The sequence below is a fragment of the Echinicola strongylocentroti genome, from assembly GCF_003260975.1.
GTDB lineage: Bacteria > Bacteroidota > Bacteroidia > Cytophagales > Cyclobacteriaceae > Echinicola > Echinicola strongylocentroti.
The window spans coordinates 1950908-1967628 of sequence record NZ_CP030041.1 but is presented as its reverse complement, the minus strand read 5'-3'; the positions used below and the strand labels follow the sequence as shown (position 1 = coordinate 1967628).

At 42.1% G+C, this 16721-nt stretch carries 10 protein-coding genes; 5 read left to right on the top strand and 5 right to left on the bottom strand.

Translation table 11 applies throughout. From position 1 onward, the window contains the following. Nucleotides 1-30: 30 nt before the first annotated feature. The 3 genes from DN752_RS07420 (at nt 31) to DN752_RS07410 (ending at nt 6043) form a co-directional block, all read left to right on the top strand. Nucleotides 31-1308: a hypothetical protein gene (locus DN752_RS07420; RefSeq protein ID WP_112783363.1), complete on the top strand. Its 1278-nt coding sequence runs from the start codon at nt 31-33 to the stop codon at nt 1306-1308. Nucleotides 1309-1634: 326 nt separating this feature from the next. After that, on the top strand, nt 1635-1760 hold the full coding sequence (locus DN752_RS25140; protein ID WP_262511697.1) for a hypothetical protein: 126 nt from the start codon (nt 1635-1637) through the stop codon (nt 1758-1760). A gap of 38 nt (nt 1761-1798) precedes the next feature. Next, on the top strand, nt 1799-6043 hold the full coding sequence (locus DN752_RS07410) for a hypothetical protein (RefSeq protein ID WP_112783361.1): 4245 nt from the start codon (nt 1799-1801) through the stop codon (nt 6041-6043). 252 nt (nt 6044-6295) lie between these two features. On the opposite strand, the gene DN752_RS07405 is transcribed toward DN752_RS07410, so the two are convergent. Beyond that, nucleotides 6296-6670 (bottom strand): hypothetical protein, encoded by a 375-nt coding sequence (locus DN752_RS07405; RefSeq protein ID WP_211324176.1) that lies wholly within the window; start codon nt 6668-6670, stop codon nt 6296-6298. A 194-nt stretch (nt 6671-6864) separates the two neighbouring features. Next, a complete protein-coding gene (gene rlmD, locus DN752_RS07400; protein ID WP_112783359.1) occupies nt 6865-8274 on the bottom strand; it encodes a 23S rRNA (uracil(1939)-C(5))-methyltransferase RlmD in 1410 nt (469 codons plus the stop codon). A 383-nt stretch (nt 8275-8657) separates the two neighbouring features. Between rlmD and DN752_RS07395 the strand changes: the two genes are divergently transcribed. Together DN752_RS07395 and DN752_RS07390 are read left to right on the top strand one after the other, a co-directional pair. Continuing rightward, the gene (locus DN752_RS07395) at nt 8658-9470 is read left to right on the top strand and encodes an SDR family oxidoreductase (RefSeq protein ID WP_112783358.1); all 813 of its coding nucleotides are present in this window, start codon (nt 8658-8660) and stop codon (nt 9468-9470) included. A gap of 6 nt (nt 9471-9476) precedes the next feature. Continuing rightward, nucleotides 9477-13469: an AAA domain-containing protein gene (locus DN752_RS07390; protein WP_112783357.1), complete on the top strand. Its 3993-nt coding sequence runs from the start codon at nt 9477-9479 to the stop codon at nt 13467-13469. A 6-nt stretch (nt 13470-13475) separates the two neighbouring features. Here DN752_RS07390 and DN752_RS07385 read toward each other — a convergent pair whose 3' ends face one another. The 3 genes from DN752_RS07385 to purD are packed head-to-tail and all read right to left on the bottom strand — an operon-like array spanning nt 13476 to nt 16720. Then, nucleotides 13476-13952 (bottom strand): gliding motility lipoprotein GldH, encoded by a 477-nt coding sequence (locus DN752_RS07385; protein ID WP_112783356.1) that lies wholly within the window; start codon nt 13950-13952, stop codon nt 13476-13478. Beyond that, on the bottom strand, nt 13942-15369 hold the full coding sequence (locus DN752_RS07380; RefSeq protein WP_112783355.1) for a PSP1 domain-containing protein: 1428 nt from the start codon (nt 15367-15369) through the stop codon (nt 13942-13944). Before DN752_RS07380 ends, DN752_RS07385 begins: the two co-directional genes overlap by 11 nt. 58 nt (nt 15370-15427) lie before the next feature. Then, nucleotides 15428-16720, bottom strand: a complete 1293-nt coding sequence (gene purD / locus DN752_RS07375) for a phosphoribosylamine--glycine ligase (protein ID WP_112783354.1) — start codon at nt 16718-16720, stop codon at nt 15428-15430. Between the last annotated feature and the right edge of the window lies 1 nt (nt 16721).

Here is a 16721-nt window from a genome sequence, read left to right as displayed (position 1 = left end):
AAATAAACTATCACATAAAATATAAGCTTTATGTATAAAGAGGTCTATAAGGTGTTTTTTACCCTTATCCTCATAGTGTTAACATCAGTGTCTGGCATGCCAAGACCTGATGTTAACACACTAAATGGGGAAAAGCGAAATATGATCGGGTTGGTTGGTCGTGGAAGTTTATATATGTTTGATGGTCTTAGCGATCACAATAGGGAATATTCACGAGAATTGATTAGTGGTGAAGCGGATGGGACATTACCTTCAGCAACCATGGCTTGCGATAGATGTCCATCTCCAGGAATAATAGGAGGGCAAGGGTTTTGTGATGATTTTGATGGAGATGGGGTCTTAAATATATGTGATCTGGATGATGATAATGATGGTATATTAGATACGGATGAAGGCTTGGTTTGTACGACAAACACACTCAATACTGTGTTGGAGAGTGGAACAAATACCATCCCCGCCCAGGGTACACCGTTTTGTGGTAATTTGGAAAATAGTTATACCAATTTTTCAGATGGGTATTTGGAAACACAAAATGATATAACAGGTACTTATAGTGTTACGTATAATTATTCGGGTCTGCCCACAGATAAGGAGACTACTTTCCGGCACCGACTTTTATACTCTAATGTAAATGGTGGACATGGAATAGATGAAAATACTTCAAATGTAAGGATAACCTCTAGAGTTTATCTTAACAATACATTGGTAAGAACCGCTTCATTAACGGGTTGGAACTACCATAGTCAGCCTACAGAAAAGGATTATAAATACAATACTTTTACTCCAAGCACACCATCTGGTACTGTAAAAGTTGTCATCACCTTCGAGAGGCTTAATGGGTATTGTAACGTTATACCTGAAGTGATTTTTTTAGGAGATATTACCCAAATAAGTGATGAGCCCACTTGTACATCTATTGATTCCGATGGGGATGGATTACCAGATTACCAAGACTTGGATAGCGATGGCGATGGCTGTCCTGATATCAACGAAGCAGGAGTGTTTGGCTATTTTAAAACAATGGGCCAATTGGTACAGGTAATTGATGGAGAAGTGGTGAATGGAAACGGAATAGATGATTCCGAAAATACCACCACCACCATATCCAATGCTATGCTAGATCCCACTAATGGAGGAGATACGGTAGGACCGGGTAATGGTTTCCATGACCAGCTAGAAAGCGAAAGTGTTGGGGTGTATGATAATGCTCCTTATATGCTGGACGGGTATTTGGATGCTGAGGTAAGCAGTTGTTATGTGAGAAGAATCTATAGTAATCCTGCCATGCATACCGGAAGAAAACAGTGAAATTTATGGTAGTACAAGTGGTTGTAAACTACTAGCATTTGATACCATGACGGTAGTTGACGGTAAGGTAACGCACACGGCTGTTGACGGAACGGAGAAGAGCTTCGATGTCACGCAGGCAACCCGAGTGATAACGGGCTGTTGGAAAAGCCGGTGAGTGTATGTTGACGAAACTAACTGAATAGTGTGTATCTTTAGGGGAAATCCTGATGGTGATCCCGGTACAGATGCTGCTGCTTGGGTACATTCTAATGTGGTGGAGCCTTGGCAAATTTCTAGAACTACAAACAAATAAAGCAACTGAAAATAACCAAGACATCTATCAAATGGGTAAGGTAGGTATTGAAAATGTAAAGGTGTCCGAGGCTGATGTACTGACTTATGATGTCATCGATGGAGTAGAGGTGTATGAAGGCGCATTTATGAACATTGTATTTGTGGTGAAAGAGTAACAGCCTTTTTATAAAAAATAGACTATAACATAAAATTTATGTATAAAGTAATCTATAAGGTGTTTTTTACCCTTATCCTCATGGTGTTAACATCAGTGTCTGGTATGCCAAGACCTGATGTTAACATACTAAATGGGAAAAAGGGAAATACGATCGGGTTAGTTGGTCGTGGAAGTTTAAATATGTTTGATGGTCTTAGCGATCGCAATAGGGAATATTCACGAGAATTGGTTAGTGGTGAGCTGGATGGGACATTACCCTCAGCAACCTTGGCTTGCGATAGATGTCCATCTCCAGGAGTAATAGGAGGGCAAGGGCTTTGTGATGATTTTGATGGAGATGGTGTCTTAAATGCATGTGATCTGGATGATGATAATGATGGTATTTTGGATAAGGTAGAATGTCCTGCAGCTTTCACAAATTTAGTAGACGGAGGAGGTTTTGTTGTTGATCCAGCTACTCCAAATTGGTATTATTCAAACAGCTCATCAAATTATGAGACTTCCACAGGGGGGTATCCATTTTATTATTGGTCAACTCAAAAAAACTCAACCCTTACCACAGGTTTATTTAATGAACTTGAAGGGGACAATGCAAATTCGGGTACCTTAAATGCATTAATGGAACTAAATGGCCTTACAGATGCCTTGGTAACTAGGTTAAATGAAGAACTTGTACCCGGGGTGACCTATAGGTTTAGTTATGATGCTGGGCTTCGAGGATACGGTGCAGTTGAAGATCAAGACTGTACGTTGCAATTATACAATGCGGATACTGATGAAGTAGAAGCTGTTTTAAGTTCAGTTCCACTTCAGAATTTACCTTCTTATGGTGCAACACCAAATTATATAACAATTTCAGGATCATTTACTGTGCCTACAGAAGGGAACTATTATTTACTCTTTATGAATGCAGGTCATGGCGGTACTGAAAATGATTATATCATAGATAGGGTAGCTTTTGCAAGAGGTTCTGGGCTATTTCCTTGTGATGATGATAATGATGGGATTCCCAATCACCTTGATCTAGATAGTGATGGCGATGGCTGTCCTGATGCAGCAGAGGGGGGAAGTGATTTTTCATTATCAGCTTTAGAAGCTTCAAGCATTGATGGTGGAAATGAAGGAGATAACTATGTAGGTTTTGCAGGGCCTGTTACCGAAAACTTAACAACTACAGAGGTAGACGCCAATGGGGTGCCAACAGTAGCCACAAGTAGTGGGCAAACATTAGGAACTAGCCAAAATATAGGGCAGGTATCCGAGGCTTGTAATAATTGTGATGCGTTGTCGGGAACTATAACAGATAGCGACGGTAATCCTATAGAAGGAATAGAAGTGAAAATATATGCAGATTTTGATGATAATGGAGAAATATCTGATGGAGATCGGGTAATCAATAGCGTCCCTTCAAATAGTTTAGGAGCATACAGCTATGATAAAAGCTATTATTTTACCATACAAGATGATTTTTCAGGGAATGTATTTTCTGGAGATGATAATAGTTCAGGAGATTATAATGCGTGGCTAGATGCTGATTGGAGCCAAAGTAATAGCTCGAATTCAGGAACTCCAACGGGGAGCAATTCAGATGACAATTTACCTTCTCAGCATATATTTATGCACAATGGTACACGAATATACAGAGCAGTCGACTTATCGAAATTGAGCACTGCCTATTTAAGTTTTGATTTTGATACTGAAAACAACCTTGATGCCTCAGATGAGTTTTTTGTAGAAATATCTACAGACGATGGAGCTACTTATACTACGATATACACCTATACCGATGGAGATATAGATGATCAGCCTATTCGAAGTGAGGATATTAATATAAATGAATATGCAGGGGCAAGTAATGTAATTGTTCAATTTAGAACTGGAACGGGAGATACAGAATATGTATGGATAGATAATGTAACCATATACACTGAGTTTCCTAAACTGATATTACAGCCAAGGTATAGCGGAGCTTACAAAGCGTCAAACCCCAACAATATTTTGGTAGATACAAAAGAAGCAGGAGCGTGTAGTATGCTAGATTTCGAATTACTTGACTTGTGCGATCTAAATCCTTTAGATACCGATGGTGATGGGCTTTGTGACGCTATTGATATAGATGATGATAACGATGGAGTATTAGATGAGACGGAAGGTAACTTTTGCGGGAAATTAGACAGGAATATTATAATAGGATACCAGGATTCTGGTGCAGGAGACAATGGTTTGGCAACAGATATGTTATTAAATTTAAATAATTTCGGAAAATACGGAACCTATAATAGGATTATAAATGGTGTTGTATTGGTACCTTTTAGTTCTAGTGAAATAACCGAAGCAAACCTGTTGGCAAACAATATCGATATTTTTTACGCAGGCTCATCTGCAACTAATTCAACCGCTAGTGGTTATAAACTTTCCACCGCAACCAATACAACGCTTTTAAATTGGGCAGAGACTCACGATAAAGGTCTTTTTGTCTTACAAAACAATGCAGTAGACTATGGTTATACTCTAACCAACAACGATGTGCCACCAGATTCACCTAACGGAGAGCTAGGAGAAAATGTATACACCTATGGGTATTGGCCAGTATCTTCAATTAGCCAAACGGGAACAGTAAAAATGACCATTAGTTCAGCGACAAGAGACTTTGATGTGCTTATGGTAGATAGCGAAAATAACCCTACTGTAATAAAAGATACAGCATTAAAGCTGGTTATTTTTCCTGATGCAACAATTTACAATGCAGAATCAAATACAGTAGACCCGAATACCAACAATGCTACAAAAGTAATAGCAAATACTTGGGCTTTTGTGATGGATACATTTATTGGAGATGACTGTACAGAAATCGATACAGATATTGACGGAATACCTAATCACTTAGATTTAGATAGTGATGGAGACAGTTGTCCAGATGCGTTTGAGGCAGGAGCTACTGGTGTAAATACCCCAAACTTTAAATTCGTTTCTCAAGCAGGTACGGCAACGGACACTAATAGCGATGGGCTAGCAGATGTAGTAGATGCCAATTTAAATAGTATTCCAGATTATGTGAGTAAATATAACCCAATAGCATTAGATAACTCTACTTGTTCAGATAGCGATGGAGATGGAATAGTAGACTCTATTGACCTAGATGACGATAATGACGGCATTTTAGATGCCGATGAAGGCTTTGTTTGTGTAGGCCCCGATCAAGGTGATTTTAAAATAGGTTATATAAATACGACTACAGGAAAAATTGGATTAATGGAAAATATGTTAACCAATCCAGATAACTTTGGACCTGCAGGGACTTATGATAAAATTCCTAATGTACAGATGATACCTTATGAAATTAATGAGGTAACTGAAGAAACGTTGTTAGATGATGAAATAGATGTATTTTACTTAGGGTCAAGCACTGATGGAGATTTGCTTAATGATGAAAGTAATACGTCTGAAAAACTACCCACTAGTTTAAATTTAATTGTAAAACAATGGGTAGAAGACCACAACAAAGCTGTATTGGTACTTCAAAATAACGCTATAGATTTCGGGTATCGCATAGAAAATAATAACGATAATCCAAATACGGCGTACGGCCCAGTTGGGGAGTCAGTAATCACCAATGGGTATTGGGATGGTAACTCCTTTAACCAAACGGGAACTGTGCAATTAACTGCATCTTCAGCAACAGAAAATTATAATGTAGTAATGACAGATGCAAATGGAAAAGCTACGTTGTTATCGTCAAGCACATCAAATATGGTATTGTTACCAGATGCAACAATAATGAAGAATAATAGCTCGAGTGCTACAGTTTCAGATGATATTCAAAAAGTGGTAGCTAACATACATGCCTATTTATTCGATTTGTTTTTGGCATCAGCACAGTGTCAAGGAATAGACACCGATGGTGATAGTGTCCCCAACCACCTTGATTTAGATAGCGATGGCGATGGCTGTCCGGATATCAACGAAGCGGGGGTGTTTGGCTATTTTAAAACAATGGGCCAATTGGTACAGGTAATTGATGGAGAAGTGGTAAATGGAAACGGAATAGATGATTCCGAAAATACCACCACCACCATATCCAATGCTATGCTAGATCCCACTAATGGAGGAGATACGGTAGGACCGGGTAATGGTTTCCATGACCAGCTAGAAAGCGAAAGTGTTGGGGTGTATGATAATGCTCCTTATATGCTGGAGGGGTATTTGGATGCTGAGGTAAGCAGTTGTTATGTGAGAAGAATCTATAGCAATCCTGCCATGCGTACCGGAAGGAAACAGTGAAATTTATGGTAATACGAGTGAATTATAAGATGATATAATTTTCGATATGTATACCCGCAATGAGACCAATGATCATAGAGATATTAAATAGGCTCTCACAGAATCCACGGAAATCTCAGAAAAGGCGTATTTCATTCTGGGCGTTCAGTGAGAAATAAAATCTACTGGCAGGAAAGTGTATAATCAAATTTTTATATTCCTAGATAACTGAAAAAAGTAAAGTCATCCGCCTTAGGTGGATGACTTTCTGTTTTATTCGTTTGGGTAGGGGATGTAGACGAAATTGGTGAAGTCCTGATCGACTACGAAGAGACAGCAGTATTCATCAGGGTTTTTATAGGCCTCTTGGAAGTTCTCGATGGCCTCTTGGTCTACCAGTTTGCGTTGGATAAATTCATCCAAATAGGTGATATAATAATTCCAATCGACCTTTACATCTGTATTGCCTATCAAGAGCTGCCCGATGGGTTGGTCTGTTTTACATACAGGGAAGATGGGGAATTCAGAGAATTTTCTGGAGCGTACTTGGTAAGAGGCCTCTTTTAGCGTTTCGGCCACTTTGACAAAATCCTTGGTGATAGTCCCTAGATATTTGCCGTTCAATTCCGGATCATTATCGTCTCTCATGATGTTAATTATTAAGTTACCGGTTGTTCGTTATTAAGTTATTGGTCTCGGTACGTGGCCTGTGGTCGGCTGGAGGTCACATTTTCATTATCTCTATTTGGGATTATAAATCCCGACCAGCTAAGTACATGGCGCACAGATTACAGTGGACAGCCTGTTTCGCCCATGATGGTTCCACGGCCACTTTGGTTAATTTATGATTTCTTCAATGTCAACAGAACCACGTTTTCGACATGATAGGTTTGTGGAAACATGTCCACTGGCTGTACGATGTCGACATTATATTTTTCACCCAAAAGTGCAATGTCACGGGACTGCGTGGCAGGGTTACAGCTGACATAAACGATTTTGGGAGCCGATAGTTTTAAGAGCATGTTTATGACATCTTCATGCATCCCGGCACGGGGCGGGTCAGTGATGATGACATCCGGCGCGGCATGTGACGCGATAAACTCATCAGTAAGCATGTCCTTCATGTCTCCTGCATAAAACAGGGTGTTGTCTAGGCCATTCTCCTTGGCATTCAGCTTGGCATCTTCGATCGCTGCTTCGACGTATTCGATACCGATGACCTGTTTGGCTTTCTTGGCTACGAAATTAGCAATCGTCCCAGTGCCCGTATATAGATCGTATACTACTTCATCTCCATTGAGATCAGCAAATTCCCGAGCCACTTTATACAGCTCATAAGCTTGCTTAGAATTGGTTTGGTAGAAAGATTTAGGGCCAACTCTGAATTTGAGCCCCTCCATTTCTTCTATAATGTAATCCCTCCCCATAAAGGTGTGGATATCCTGATCATGGAAAGTCTCGTTCTTTTTTAGGTTGATGATATAAAGTAAAGAGGTGAGGTCAGGGAAGCGCTCAGAAAGAAATGTCATCACCTGTTCGATCTGCTCTGGATGATCTTCTCCAAACTGCACGATTACCATTGTTTCTCCCGTTATGCTGGTACGGATGATGAGGTTTCGGAGGAGTCCTTCTTGCTTGATCATATCAAAGAAAGTAAGTCCTTTCTCAAGGGCAAAATCCCTAAGGGCATTCCGTGCATCATTGGATGGCCCTCCCTGTAGGTAGCAGTGCTCCACATCTACGATCTTGTCAAATCTCTTGGGGATATGAAAACCAAGGGCATTTCTTTCGAATTCCTTACCAGAATCGATTTCCTCTCGTGTAAGCCATCTATTATTGGAGAAAGTGAAATCCAGTTTGTTACGATAATACTGGGTCTCGGCAGAGCCTATGATGGGCAAGACTTCCGGAATGGGGACTTTGGCTATCCGCTGAAACTGGTCCACGACCTGCTGCCGTTTATATTCCATCTGTAGGTCATAGTTGATATGTTGCCATTTGCATCCTCCGCAGACGCCAAAATGAGAACAGAAAGGTTCCACCCGGTCTTTGGAATACTCGTGAATATGGATGGCTTCACCTTCCATAAAACTGCTTTTTCCACGCCTGATCCTGACGTCTACCACATCTCCTGGTGCCACATTTTGGACAAATACTACTTTTCCTTCGTAGTGAGTGACGCTTTTGCCTTCAGAGGCAATCCGCTCTATCGTAAGGTTTTTTATAACCTTATTTTTCATCTTTCTCGACATAGGCTGCAAAATTAATCATATTATCTGAATTGTGGCAATGGAATCACTGTAGTAAAGTACCAAGTAGCTAGATATAAGTATCAAGGTGTGAGACTTGAGATATGAGACAAGAAAAAAGGACAAAGAAGAAGACTCTTCCTTGCGGCGGAGAGGTTAAGAGATGTTGTTTTGGGGCAAAAAAGAAAAACCATAAGCGTTGTCTGGAGCCAAACAGGCCTAAAGGGGCCCAGCGAGATCAATTTTCTTCGTATCGGGGTGCCGCTCTCGGGGTCGTTGTCGCTTCCTGACCAGCGGATATTCTTGCTAGTTTTTATAATGAACCAATAAGCCTTTAACCAATTTGACCGAAATGATTATATTTAGGCTTAAAGAAGGAAAGAGTAATGAATTTAAAGGATAAGGTAGTTATAGTGACGGGAGCGACTTCAGGTATAGGAGAGTCATGCGCCATTGCATTTGGAAAGGAAGGGGCTAAGGTGGCAATTACTGGAAGGAGCCAAGTGAAAGTGGACAATACCCTAGTGAAACTGCAGCAAGTGGGGGTGGAATGTATAGGTGTTTTAGCGGATGCCGGAGTAGAAGAGGATAATAAAAATATGGCCAAAAAAGTAAAAGACCATTTTGGCAAGATTGATATTTTGATCAATAATGCGGGTATATCCATGCGTGCGCTATTTGAAGAGCTTGATACGGCTGTTTTTCATAAGGTAATGGATACCAATTTTTGGGGGACTGTTTATGCGACCAAGTATTGTCTTCCCGAGATTTTGGATCAGAAAGGATCAATTATTGGTGTCTCGTCCATCAATGGGTATCGCGGGACTCCAGCCAGAACAGCTTATACCGCCAGTAAATATGCCATGAACGGTTTTTTGGAATCCCTTCGTACAGAAGTAATGAAAAGGGGCGTTCATATCTTGGTGGCCTGTCCAGGGTTTACGGCGTCCAATATCCGAAACAATGCCTTGACCGCCGATGGTGGGGCACAAGGAGAATCTCCCAGAAACGAAGACGATATGATGACCGCTGATGAGGTGGCCCAGCATATTCTAAAAGCCACATTGAAGCGGAAGCGTGATTTGGTATTGACGAGCGAGGGGAAATTGGCTGTGTTTTTGAATAAATGGATGCCAGGAATCATGGATGGAATCGTTTACAATCACATGGCAAAGGAAAAGGAGTCTCCGTTTAAATAGAATCTTATGATAAAGGACATCTTTCAGGTCTATATGAACAGGTTAATGGATCTGTCAGCAAGAAACAGGTCCATTTTCTTGCCAAAACTGGTGAGCACCCAAATGATAGACTTGAAGGAATTCCAGTTTTTACAGCATGAAAATACCTTTAGCTACATAGTGGAGCTATTGGGGAGGAAAAAGAAAATTCCACTTATCCCATCAGAGGATGCCAGGGATAGTCATGTCAATCAGCTTTCACTTCGCTTAAAGCGGATCCAACAGCGGGTGAAGTTGGCGGAGGAAGAAAGTGGTGAAAAAAGCCTTTATGTTGCTTGGCCATTTATAGAAGGCAAGCTCCCTAATGAACAGGTTATTAGGTGTCCATTGCTTTTTTTTCCAGTGCGGTTAGCTCGGGAAGGCAAGCACTGGTACCTTAAGAAAAAATCCGGCGATCAGCCGTTCTTCAACAGGGCCTTTTTACTGGCTTACGCCAATGCCAGTCAGCAGCCATTTAAGAAGGAATGGTGGGAAAACCCATTGGAGGTTTTTCCTAAGGAGCCTACGCCTTTCAGAACGGAGCTCTATCAGTACCTGCAAAAAGAATTGTCACTTAACTTCAGTCAAGAGCTTTTTCAGGACAAACTAGAGGCCTTTACAGCGACTAGTTCTGCAGAATGCGACAAAGGTTATAAAACCGGAATGCTGAGGCTGACTCCTTCTGCGGTGCTGGGACAGTTTTCACAAAAAAGCTCCTTTTTGATCCGGGATTATGAGGAGTTGACGGATAAGTTTTCGGCGGGGGATTTGGAGGAGCTTTTCACAGAATGGTTCGCTCATGAGGAAGAAGAGTCCGTCTCCCAAGTGGAGGGGAATTTGTTCAATACCCTTCCGCTGGATGCAAGCCAGGAAGAAGTGCTGAAGACAGTACGGGAAGGGGGATCCTGTGTGGTAGAAGGACCTCCCGGTACGGGTAAATCCCAGCTGATCTGTAATTTGGTGACCGATTTTATCTCTAGGGACAAGAGGGTACTGGTGGTCTCTCAAAAAAGAGCGGCATTGGATGTGGTCCACGACCGATTAGTGGACCAAGGGTTTGGTGCTTTTTTGGCACTGGTGCATGACTTTAGGGCAGACAGGGAGTCTATGTTCAAGAAAATCGCCGATCAAATCAACTCCCTTGGTGGCTATAAAGAGCTGAACAGAAGCCTTGATGCTATCCAGCTGGAAAGGAATTTTAGCAAGATAGTCCGTACGATAGAAAATCACGGAGATTTTCTGGAAGACTATAGACATGCACTTTTTAATACTGAAGAATGCGGTGTGCCGATCAAGGAATTGTACATGAGTTCTTCTTTGGGAGATGAGCACCTTAACCTCACACAGTATTACAAGCATTATCATTGGAATATTCTGGATGAATTTCTGCGGGACCTTAAGGAGTACCTGTATTATTATCCCAAGTATGAGCAAGCGGATTCTTTTTGGCTTCATAGGGTGGACTTTGCAGAGTTTACAGCGAATGCCATTCACCGTTTTAAGGAGAACTTGCTGGAGATCAAGGAGCTGAAAAGTACCGCAGAACTAATCCTTGGAGACCTGTTGTATCAGCCATTTGAATTTCCGTTGGTTTACCAGTCGTTTGAGCATAAGGGAAGACTGGAGGAATTACAGGCCCTGATCAACAATAAGGATATTTTCTTGGCACTGAAAGTATTGATGAAATACCCAAAGTCGGATATGGACTTGCTGTGGTTAGAAAATAAGGTGGATATCATCAAGAACCTTTTGGCAGAAGAAGGAGTGGAATGGTCCATCCAAGATGGGAAAGTAGAGGATACTTACCAAAAAGTACTCCATGTGATAGCCATGAAAGATTCCTGGTGGAAATCCCTTTCCCTGAAGTTCTATAAAAAGGAATATAGGGAAGTGTGGGCTTTGCTAGAACACAATGAGCTCGATAACGACAAGGAGGGGCTGCAGGTACTGACCAAAATGCTGGAAAACAGGCTGAACATGAACCATCAGTATACCCTTCTGGACAGAAAGCCTTGGATCAATCTTCTCGAAAAGCCATTTGATTTCACCGCTTTCAATCATGATTTTCATATTCTGACACAAGCCGTAAAAGCGCGGTTTATTCTCGAAGAACTGGGGGTGCTCACGCCGTATTTGATTTTTGAAAAAGCAGATTTTGATCATTTTAGAAGGATACTACAAGAACTGATTGGAATCAATGAACTGATAGAGCATAAGGCAGCAGGGTGGAGAAACTATTTTAGTACTATTCAGATCAAGCATTTATTGACTACCTCAGATGAGGAAAAACTGGATAAAATTCAAGAAACCATCACGGGGAATTTTACTGAAATGGTGGCTTTGGACCGACTCAAACGGAAGCTGAGGAGTATAGACCTAGAAGTTATCGGGAAGTTATTGGATGAATACCCCAATAGCAGCTTTGATGAGCTAAAACAGATTTTCTTGGCAGGACTGAAAATCAGCTGGATCGAACACATCGAAACCAAATATCCAGTGCTTCAGGAGATGAGTTTGCATAAGGTGAGGGATGTGCTGGAGGAGTTTTCCGAATCCGTGGACGAGAAACTAACCATAAGCCGATTTATGACAGAGCAGCGACTACGGGAAAATACGTTTAGGAATCTTGAATATAATCGGCTGAATAACTTGGTGACCTACCGGGAATTATTGCATCAAGTGACCAAGAAAAAACGTATATGGAGTACCAAAAAATTGGTTGAGAAGTTTGAGGCTGAGCTGTTCCGCTTGGTGCCATGTTGGCTGGCTTCTCCTGAGACCGTTTCTGCATTGTTTCCGATTGAAAGCAGATTTGACTTGGTGGTGTTTGATGAGTCCTCTCAGTGTTTTGCCGAAAGGGGCTTGCCCGCCATGCTTAGGGGCAAGCAAGTTGTCATTGCCGGAGATAGCCAGCAGCTACAGCCCTTTGACCTTTATCGGGTAAAAATGGATAGTCATGATCATGAAGAGACGGCGCTAGAAGTGGAATCACTTTTGGGGCTGGCTTCTAATTATTTCAAGAAATATACCCTGGAAGGGCATTATCGTAGTCGCTCATTGTCATTGATCGCCTTCTCAAATGAACACTTTTATCAAAACACCCTGACCATGCTTCCCGAAATGGAAAGTCTCAACAAGGGGGAGAAATCTTATCAATGGATCAAGGTGGATGGAACTTGGGATAAGCAGACCAATGTAGTGGAAGCCGAGCGGGTGGTCACCGAACTCAAATCGCTGGAGAAAGAATATCCCGACCTTTCTTTTGGCGTTATCACATTTAACTATTTCCAAATGGAGCTAATCAATGACCTGTTGGAAAAGGACAGAAAGCTCAGTGGACAAAAGGGTAAGAGGATTAAGGTGAAAAATATAGAAAATGTTCAGGGTGACGAATTTGATATAGTGTTGTTTTCGATAGGTTATGCTAAGAATAAGGCAGGGAAATTTATAGCAAATTTTGGGTCTCTTTCCAAGGATGGCGGGACCAATCGGCTCAATGTGGCCATTACCCGGGCACGGAAGCAAGTTTATGTAGTGACCAGTATTAGTGCACAGGATTTTAAGACCAAGCAGATTTATAACCCCGGAATAAGGATGTTGCGGGATTATTTGGAATATGCAGAGGAGGTGGCCAATGGGAAAAAAGTAACCATACAGGAAAAAACAGCCGGAGGATTTGAGGTTTCTTGGTACTTGAAGAATAAATTGGAAGGAACTTACGGAAACCATTCGGTGAAAAACAGCAGCATTTCATGCCTAATGGATCTGGAACTATTGGAAGGGGGTAAATATGTAGGGGCTGTACTGACAGATGATAACAGGTTATTTTCTGCCAAATCAGCAAAAGAGGCGTTCGTCTATCATCCAAAAACACTAAAGGAAAAAGGGTGGAATATTACCCATATCTTCAGTAGGCAATTCTGGATGGACAGAGAAGATCTGTTGCAGACAAAAATTCATGGTAAACTGGAGAAGGAGTGATCTCGTTCACTCCTTCTCCAGTTTAATACCTACTGATTCGATTCCGTCCAAATCGTTGCTTCGCATGTACTGTACAAATTGCACTTGGAGTTTTTGGTATTGGCTCACCTCTTGCAAGTCCAAGGTGTCGATCTGCGTGAAGCTATTTCCATAACCACTGCCCAATGGCTTTCCCGTCTTGGGGTCAAAGAGGTTCATGTCCAACAGTTCATTGTCCACAATCTGACCAAGGCTATCTCTTACCAAATACCGGACATAAAGATTATAGTAATCATATTCTTGGTTGTATTTGATACGGAGGGTGGACAGTGTCTTTTGACCTGAAGCAATATCAATGTCAAAACTGACCGTATCTGCAATGGGCCAAGAGAGCTTTTCCAAGCCTTGGTGTTCCTCGTAGATCCTGTTGTTGTTACACGAAAACAACAGGAATATCCCGAACAATGAGCTACAAAGATTATTGGCCATTGATCTAATTTTCATTTTGCTGGTTGCCATTTTTATTGGGACCCCTACCTCCTTTTCTACGGTTGTTTCTATTTCGGTTCCCTTTTTGATTGCTCCTTTGCGGTTTTTTTGGATCAGGATTGGCCCTGGTTTCTTGTGAAGCTCGGGGGGCATTCTTATCTGTGTTGGGTTTGGTCTGTTGTGGAGATGCTCCTTGCCTGTTTTCTCCTCCTTTTCTCCTGTTGGAAGGTTTACGACGGGGCGGTCTGCCTTTGTTTTCGTTGGGGTGTTGGCCAGTAGGCTTTTCACCTTTAGTTGCTACAGGGGTGTCTGTAGGACGCTTTGGTCTTGGCTTGCGCTTTTTTCGTTTTTTATTTTTCGAACTGAACTTTTTATCCAGCATTTCGAGGTCAATATTGGAGTTGGTCTTGTCTTCTTCCAAGTCCATTACATCGTCAAATTCAAGGCTAAAAGGCTTTTTATCATCCTTGTTCATTTCGATGATCTCCTTCACCCTATCACAATCAATCGAATGCCAGTTATTTTCATTGTTATAACTGAACCACATCAGTTTTCTGAAAATGTCCGTCTTTTGAAGTTTGGCATGTCCTGCTTCTGTAACCAACGGTTTTTCGATAGTGGGGATGTCTTCTAGGGCAGACATGTAGGTGTCCAGCTCATAGTTTAGACAGCACTTGAGCCTGCCGCATTGCCCAGAAAGTTTGGTGGGGTTGAGAGAGAGGTTTTGGTACCTCGCTGCTGATGTGCTGACACTTTTGAAATCATGGATCCAAGTGGAACAACATAATTCCCGACCGCACACACCGATTCCCCCAAGTCTCCCGGCTTCTTGTCTTAGGCTTATTTGCCGCATTTCCACACGGATTTTAAACTCAGAAGCCAAGACTTTGATGAGTTCCCTGAAATCCACCCGTTCATCAGCAGAGTAATAGAAGGTGGCTTTGGAATTGTCCGCTTGGTATTCTATGTCGGACAATTTCATTTCCAGTTTTATCTCATCGATAATCTGCTTGGTTCTATAGAGCGTAGGGACTTCCCTGTTTTTGGCTTCCTCCCATTTCTCGAGATCTTTTGGCGATGCGACGCGATAGATCTTTGTGATATTGTCGTCATTTTTGATCTTACGCTTCTGCATCTGTAGTCTTACCAGTTCGCCTTGAAGGGATACATACCCTATATGATGGCCGCTGGGGACATCTACGACCACAGGATCTCCAGTGGTAAGTTTCAGGTGGTTGACATTCCTGAAATATTCTTTTCTTCCACCTTTGAATTTTATTTCGACTACATCAAAATTGTCCACGGTTGGTATGCCCATATGGGATAGCCAATCGAAGGAGTTCATTTTATTACAATCGCTCGTACCACAGGTGCCGTTATTTTGGCACCCTCCGCCTCCAGCGGTGGTAGAGCAGCTACTACATCCTGCCATAACACATATATAATTTAGGGAACATGCTCAGCATATTCCTCGTGAATAAATTATGGTTTTATTTACCATAATTTAGGATGTCTTGACCGATATCTTTTCGGAAATAGACATCATTCCAGGATATTTCATTTACCCTGGTGTAGGCATTGGACAGCGCTTCTTCGATGCTGTTTCCTTTGCCGGTGATTCCCAATACGCGGCCGCCATTCGTGATGACTTCTCCTTGGGGATTAGTGGAGGTGCCTGCATGAAATGTGACGCTGGTGTTTCGTTCACCATCCAGTCCAGAGATAGTGTCACCTTTTGGGTAGGGACCTGGATATCCGCCAGCTACCATTACGATGGTAGTGGTGGTGAAATCCTCCAGTTCAAAATGGTAATCCTCCAAAGTACCCGTGCCCATCGCATATAACAGGTCTAGAAAATCGCTCTTGATACGAGGTAGTACAGCTTGGGTTTCAGGATCGCCCATACGTACGTTATATTCGATCACGTAAGGTTCCCCGTTGACATTCATCAGGCCTATGAAAATGAAGCCTTTATAGTCTATATTGTCTTTTTCAAGACCTTGGATAGTGGGTTTGACCACTTTTTCCTCAACCTTTTGCAAGAAATCTCCTTTTGCAAAAGGTACTGGACTTACGGCGCCCATTCCGCCGGTATTGAGGCCTGTGTCCTTTTCTCCGATACGTTTATAGTCTTTGGCTTCGGGAAGGATTTTATAACTTTTGCCGTCTGTCGCTACAAACACCGAAAGCTCTATGCCCGAAAGGAATTCTTCTACCACTACTTTTTCGGAAGCAGCCCCAAATTTACTTTCCAAAAGCATTTCTTTGAAGGAGTTTTCCGCGTCTTCCATTGTTTCGCAGATCAGCACACCCTTGCCTGCAGCTAATCCGTCAGCTTTCAGGACCACAGGAAGCTGTTGTTCTTTGATAAACGCCAAACCTTCTTCTATAGTATCTTTGGTAAATGTGGCAGATGCAGCTGTGGGGACTTGATGTCGCTGCATGAATTGCTTGGAGAAGTCTTTGCTTCCTTCGAGGGTAGCCCCTGCTTGCTTAGGGCCAACGACAGGTAGTCCTTTGGTTTCTTCTTGCCCTGCAAAATAATCCGCTACTCCCTTTACCAATGGCTCTTCTGGCCCAACGACTACCAGGTCAATGGTGTTGGTCAAAATGAGTTCCTTCATGGCTGGAAAATCGGTGATGCCAATGGATACATTGGTGGCGATGCTGGCTGTTCCGGCGTTTCCTGGGGCTACGAATAAGCGTTCACATTTTGGGCTATTGGCAATTTTATAAGCAAAGGCATGTTCTCGGCCTCCGCTTCCTAACAAGAGTATATTCATT

Bases quoted from the DNA above. Each gene is read 5' to 3' on its own strand.
- DN752_RS07420 (WP_112783363.1), top strand. From the start codon at position 31: ATGTATAAAGAGGTCTATAAGGTGTTTTTTACCCTTATCCTCATAGTG.
- DN752_RS25140 (WP_262511697.1), top strand. From the start codon at position 1,635: ATGGGTAAGGTAGGTATTGAAAATGTAAAGGTGTCCGAGGCTGATGTA.
- DN752_RS07410 (WP_112783361.1), top strand. From the start codon at position 1,799: ATGTATAAAGTAATCTATAAGGTGTTTTTTACCCTTATCCTCATGGTG.
- DN752_RS07405 (WP_211324176.1), bottom strand. From the start codon at position 6,670: ATGAGAGACGATAATGATCCGGAATTGAACGGCAAATATCTAGGGACT.
- rlmD (WP_112783359.1), bottom strand. From the start codon at position 8,274: ATGTCGAGAAAGATGAAAAATAAGGTTATAAAAAACCTTACGATAGAG.
- DN752_RS07395 (WP_112783358.1), top strand. From the start codon at position 8,658: ATGAATTTAAAGGATAAGGTAGTTATAGTGACGGGAGCGACTTCAGGT.
- DN752_RS07390 (WP_112783357.1), top strand. From the start codon at position 9,477: ATGATAAAGGACATCTTTCAGGTCTATATGAACAGGTTAATGGATCTG.
- DN752_RS07385 (WP_112783356.1), bottom strand. From the start codon at position 13,952: ATGAAAATTAGATCAATGGCCAATAATCTTTGTAGCTCATTGTTCGGG.
- DN752_RS07380 (WP_112783355.1), bottom strand. From the start codon at position 15,369: ATGGCAGGATGTAGTAGCTGCTCTACCACCGCTGGAGGCGGAGGGTGC.
- purD (WP_112783354.1), bottom strand. From the start codon at position 16,720: ATGAATATACTCTTGTTAGGAAGCGGAGGCCGAGAACATGCCTTTGCT.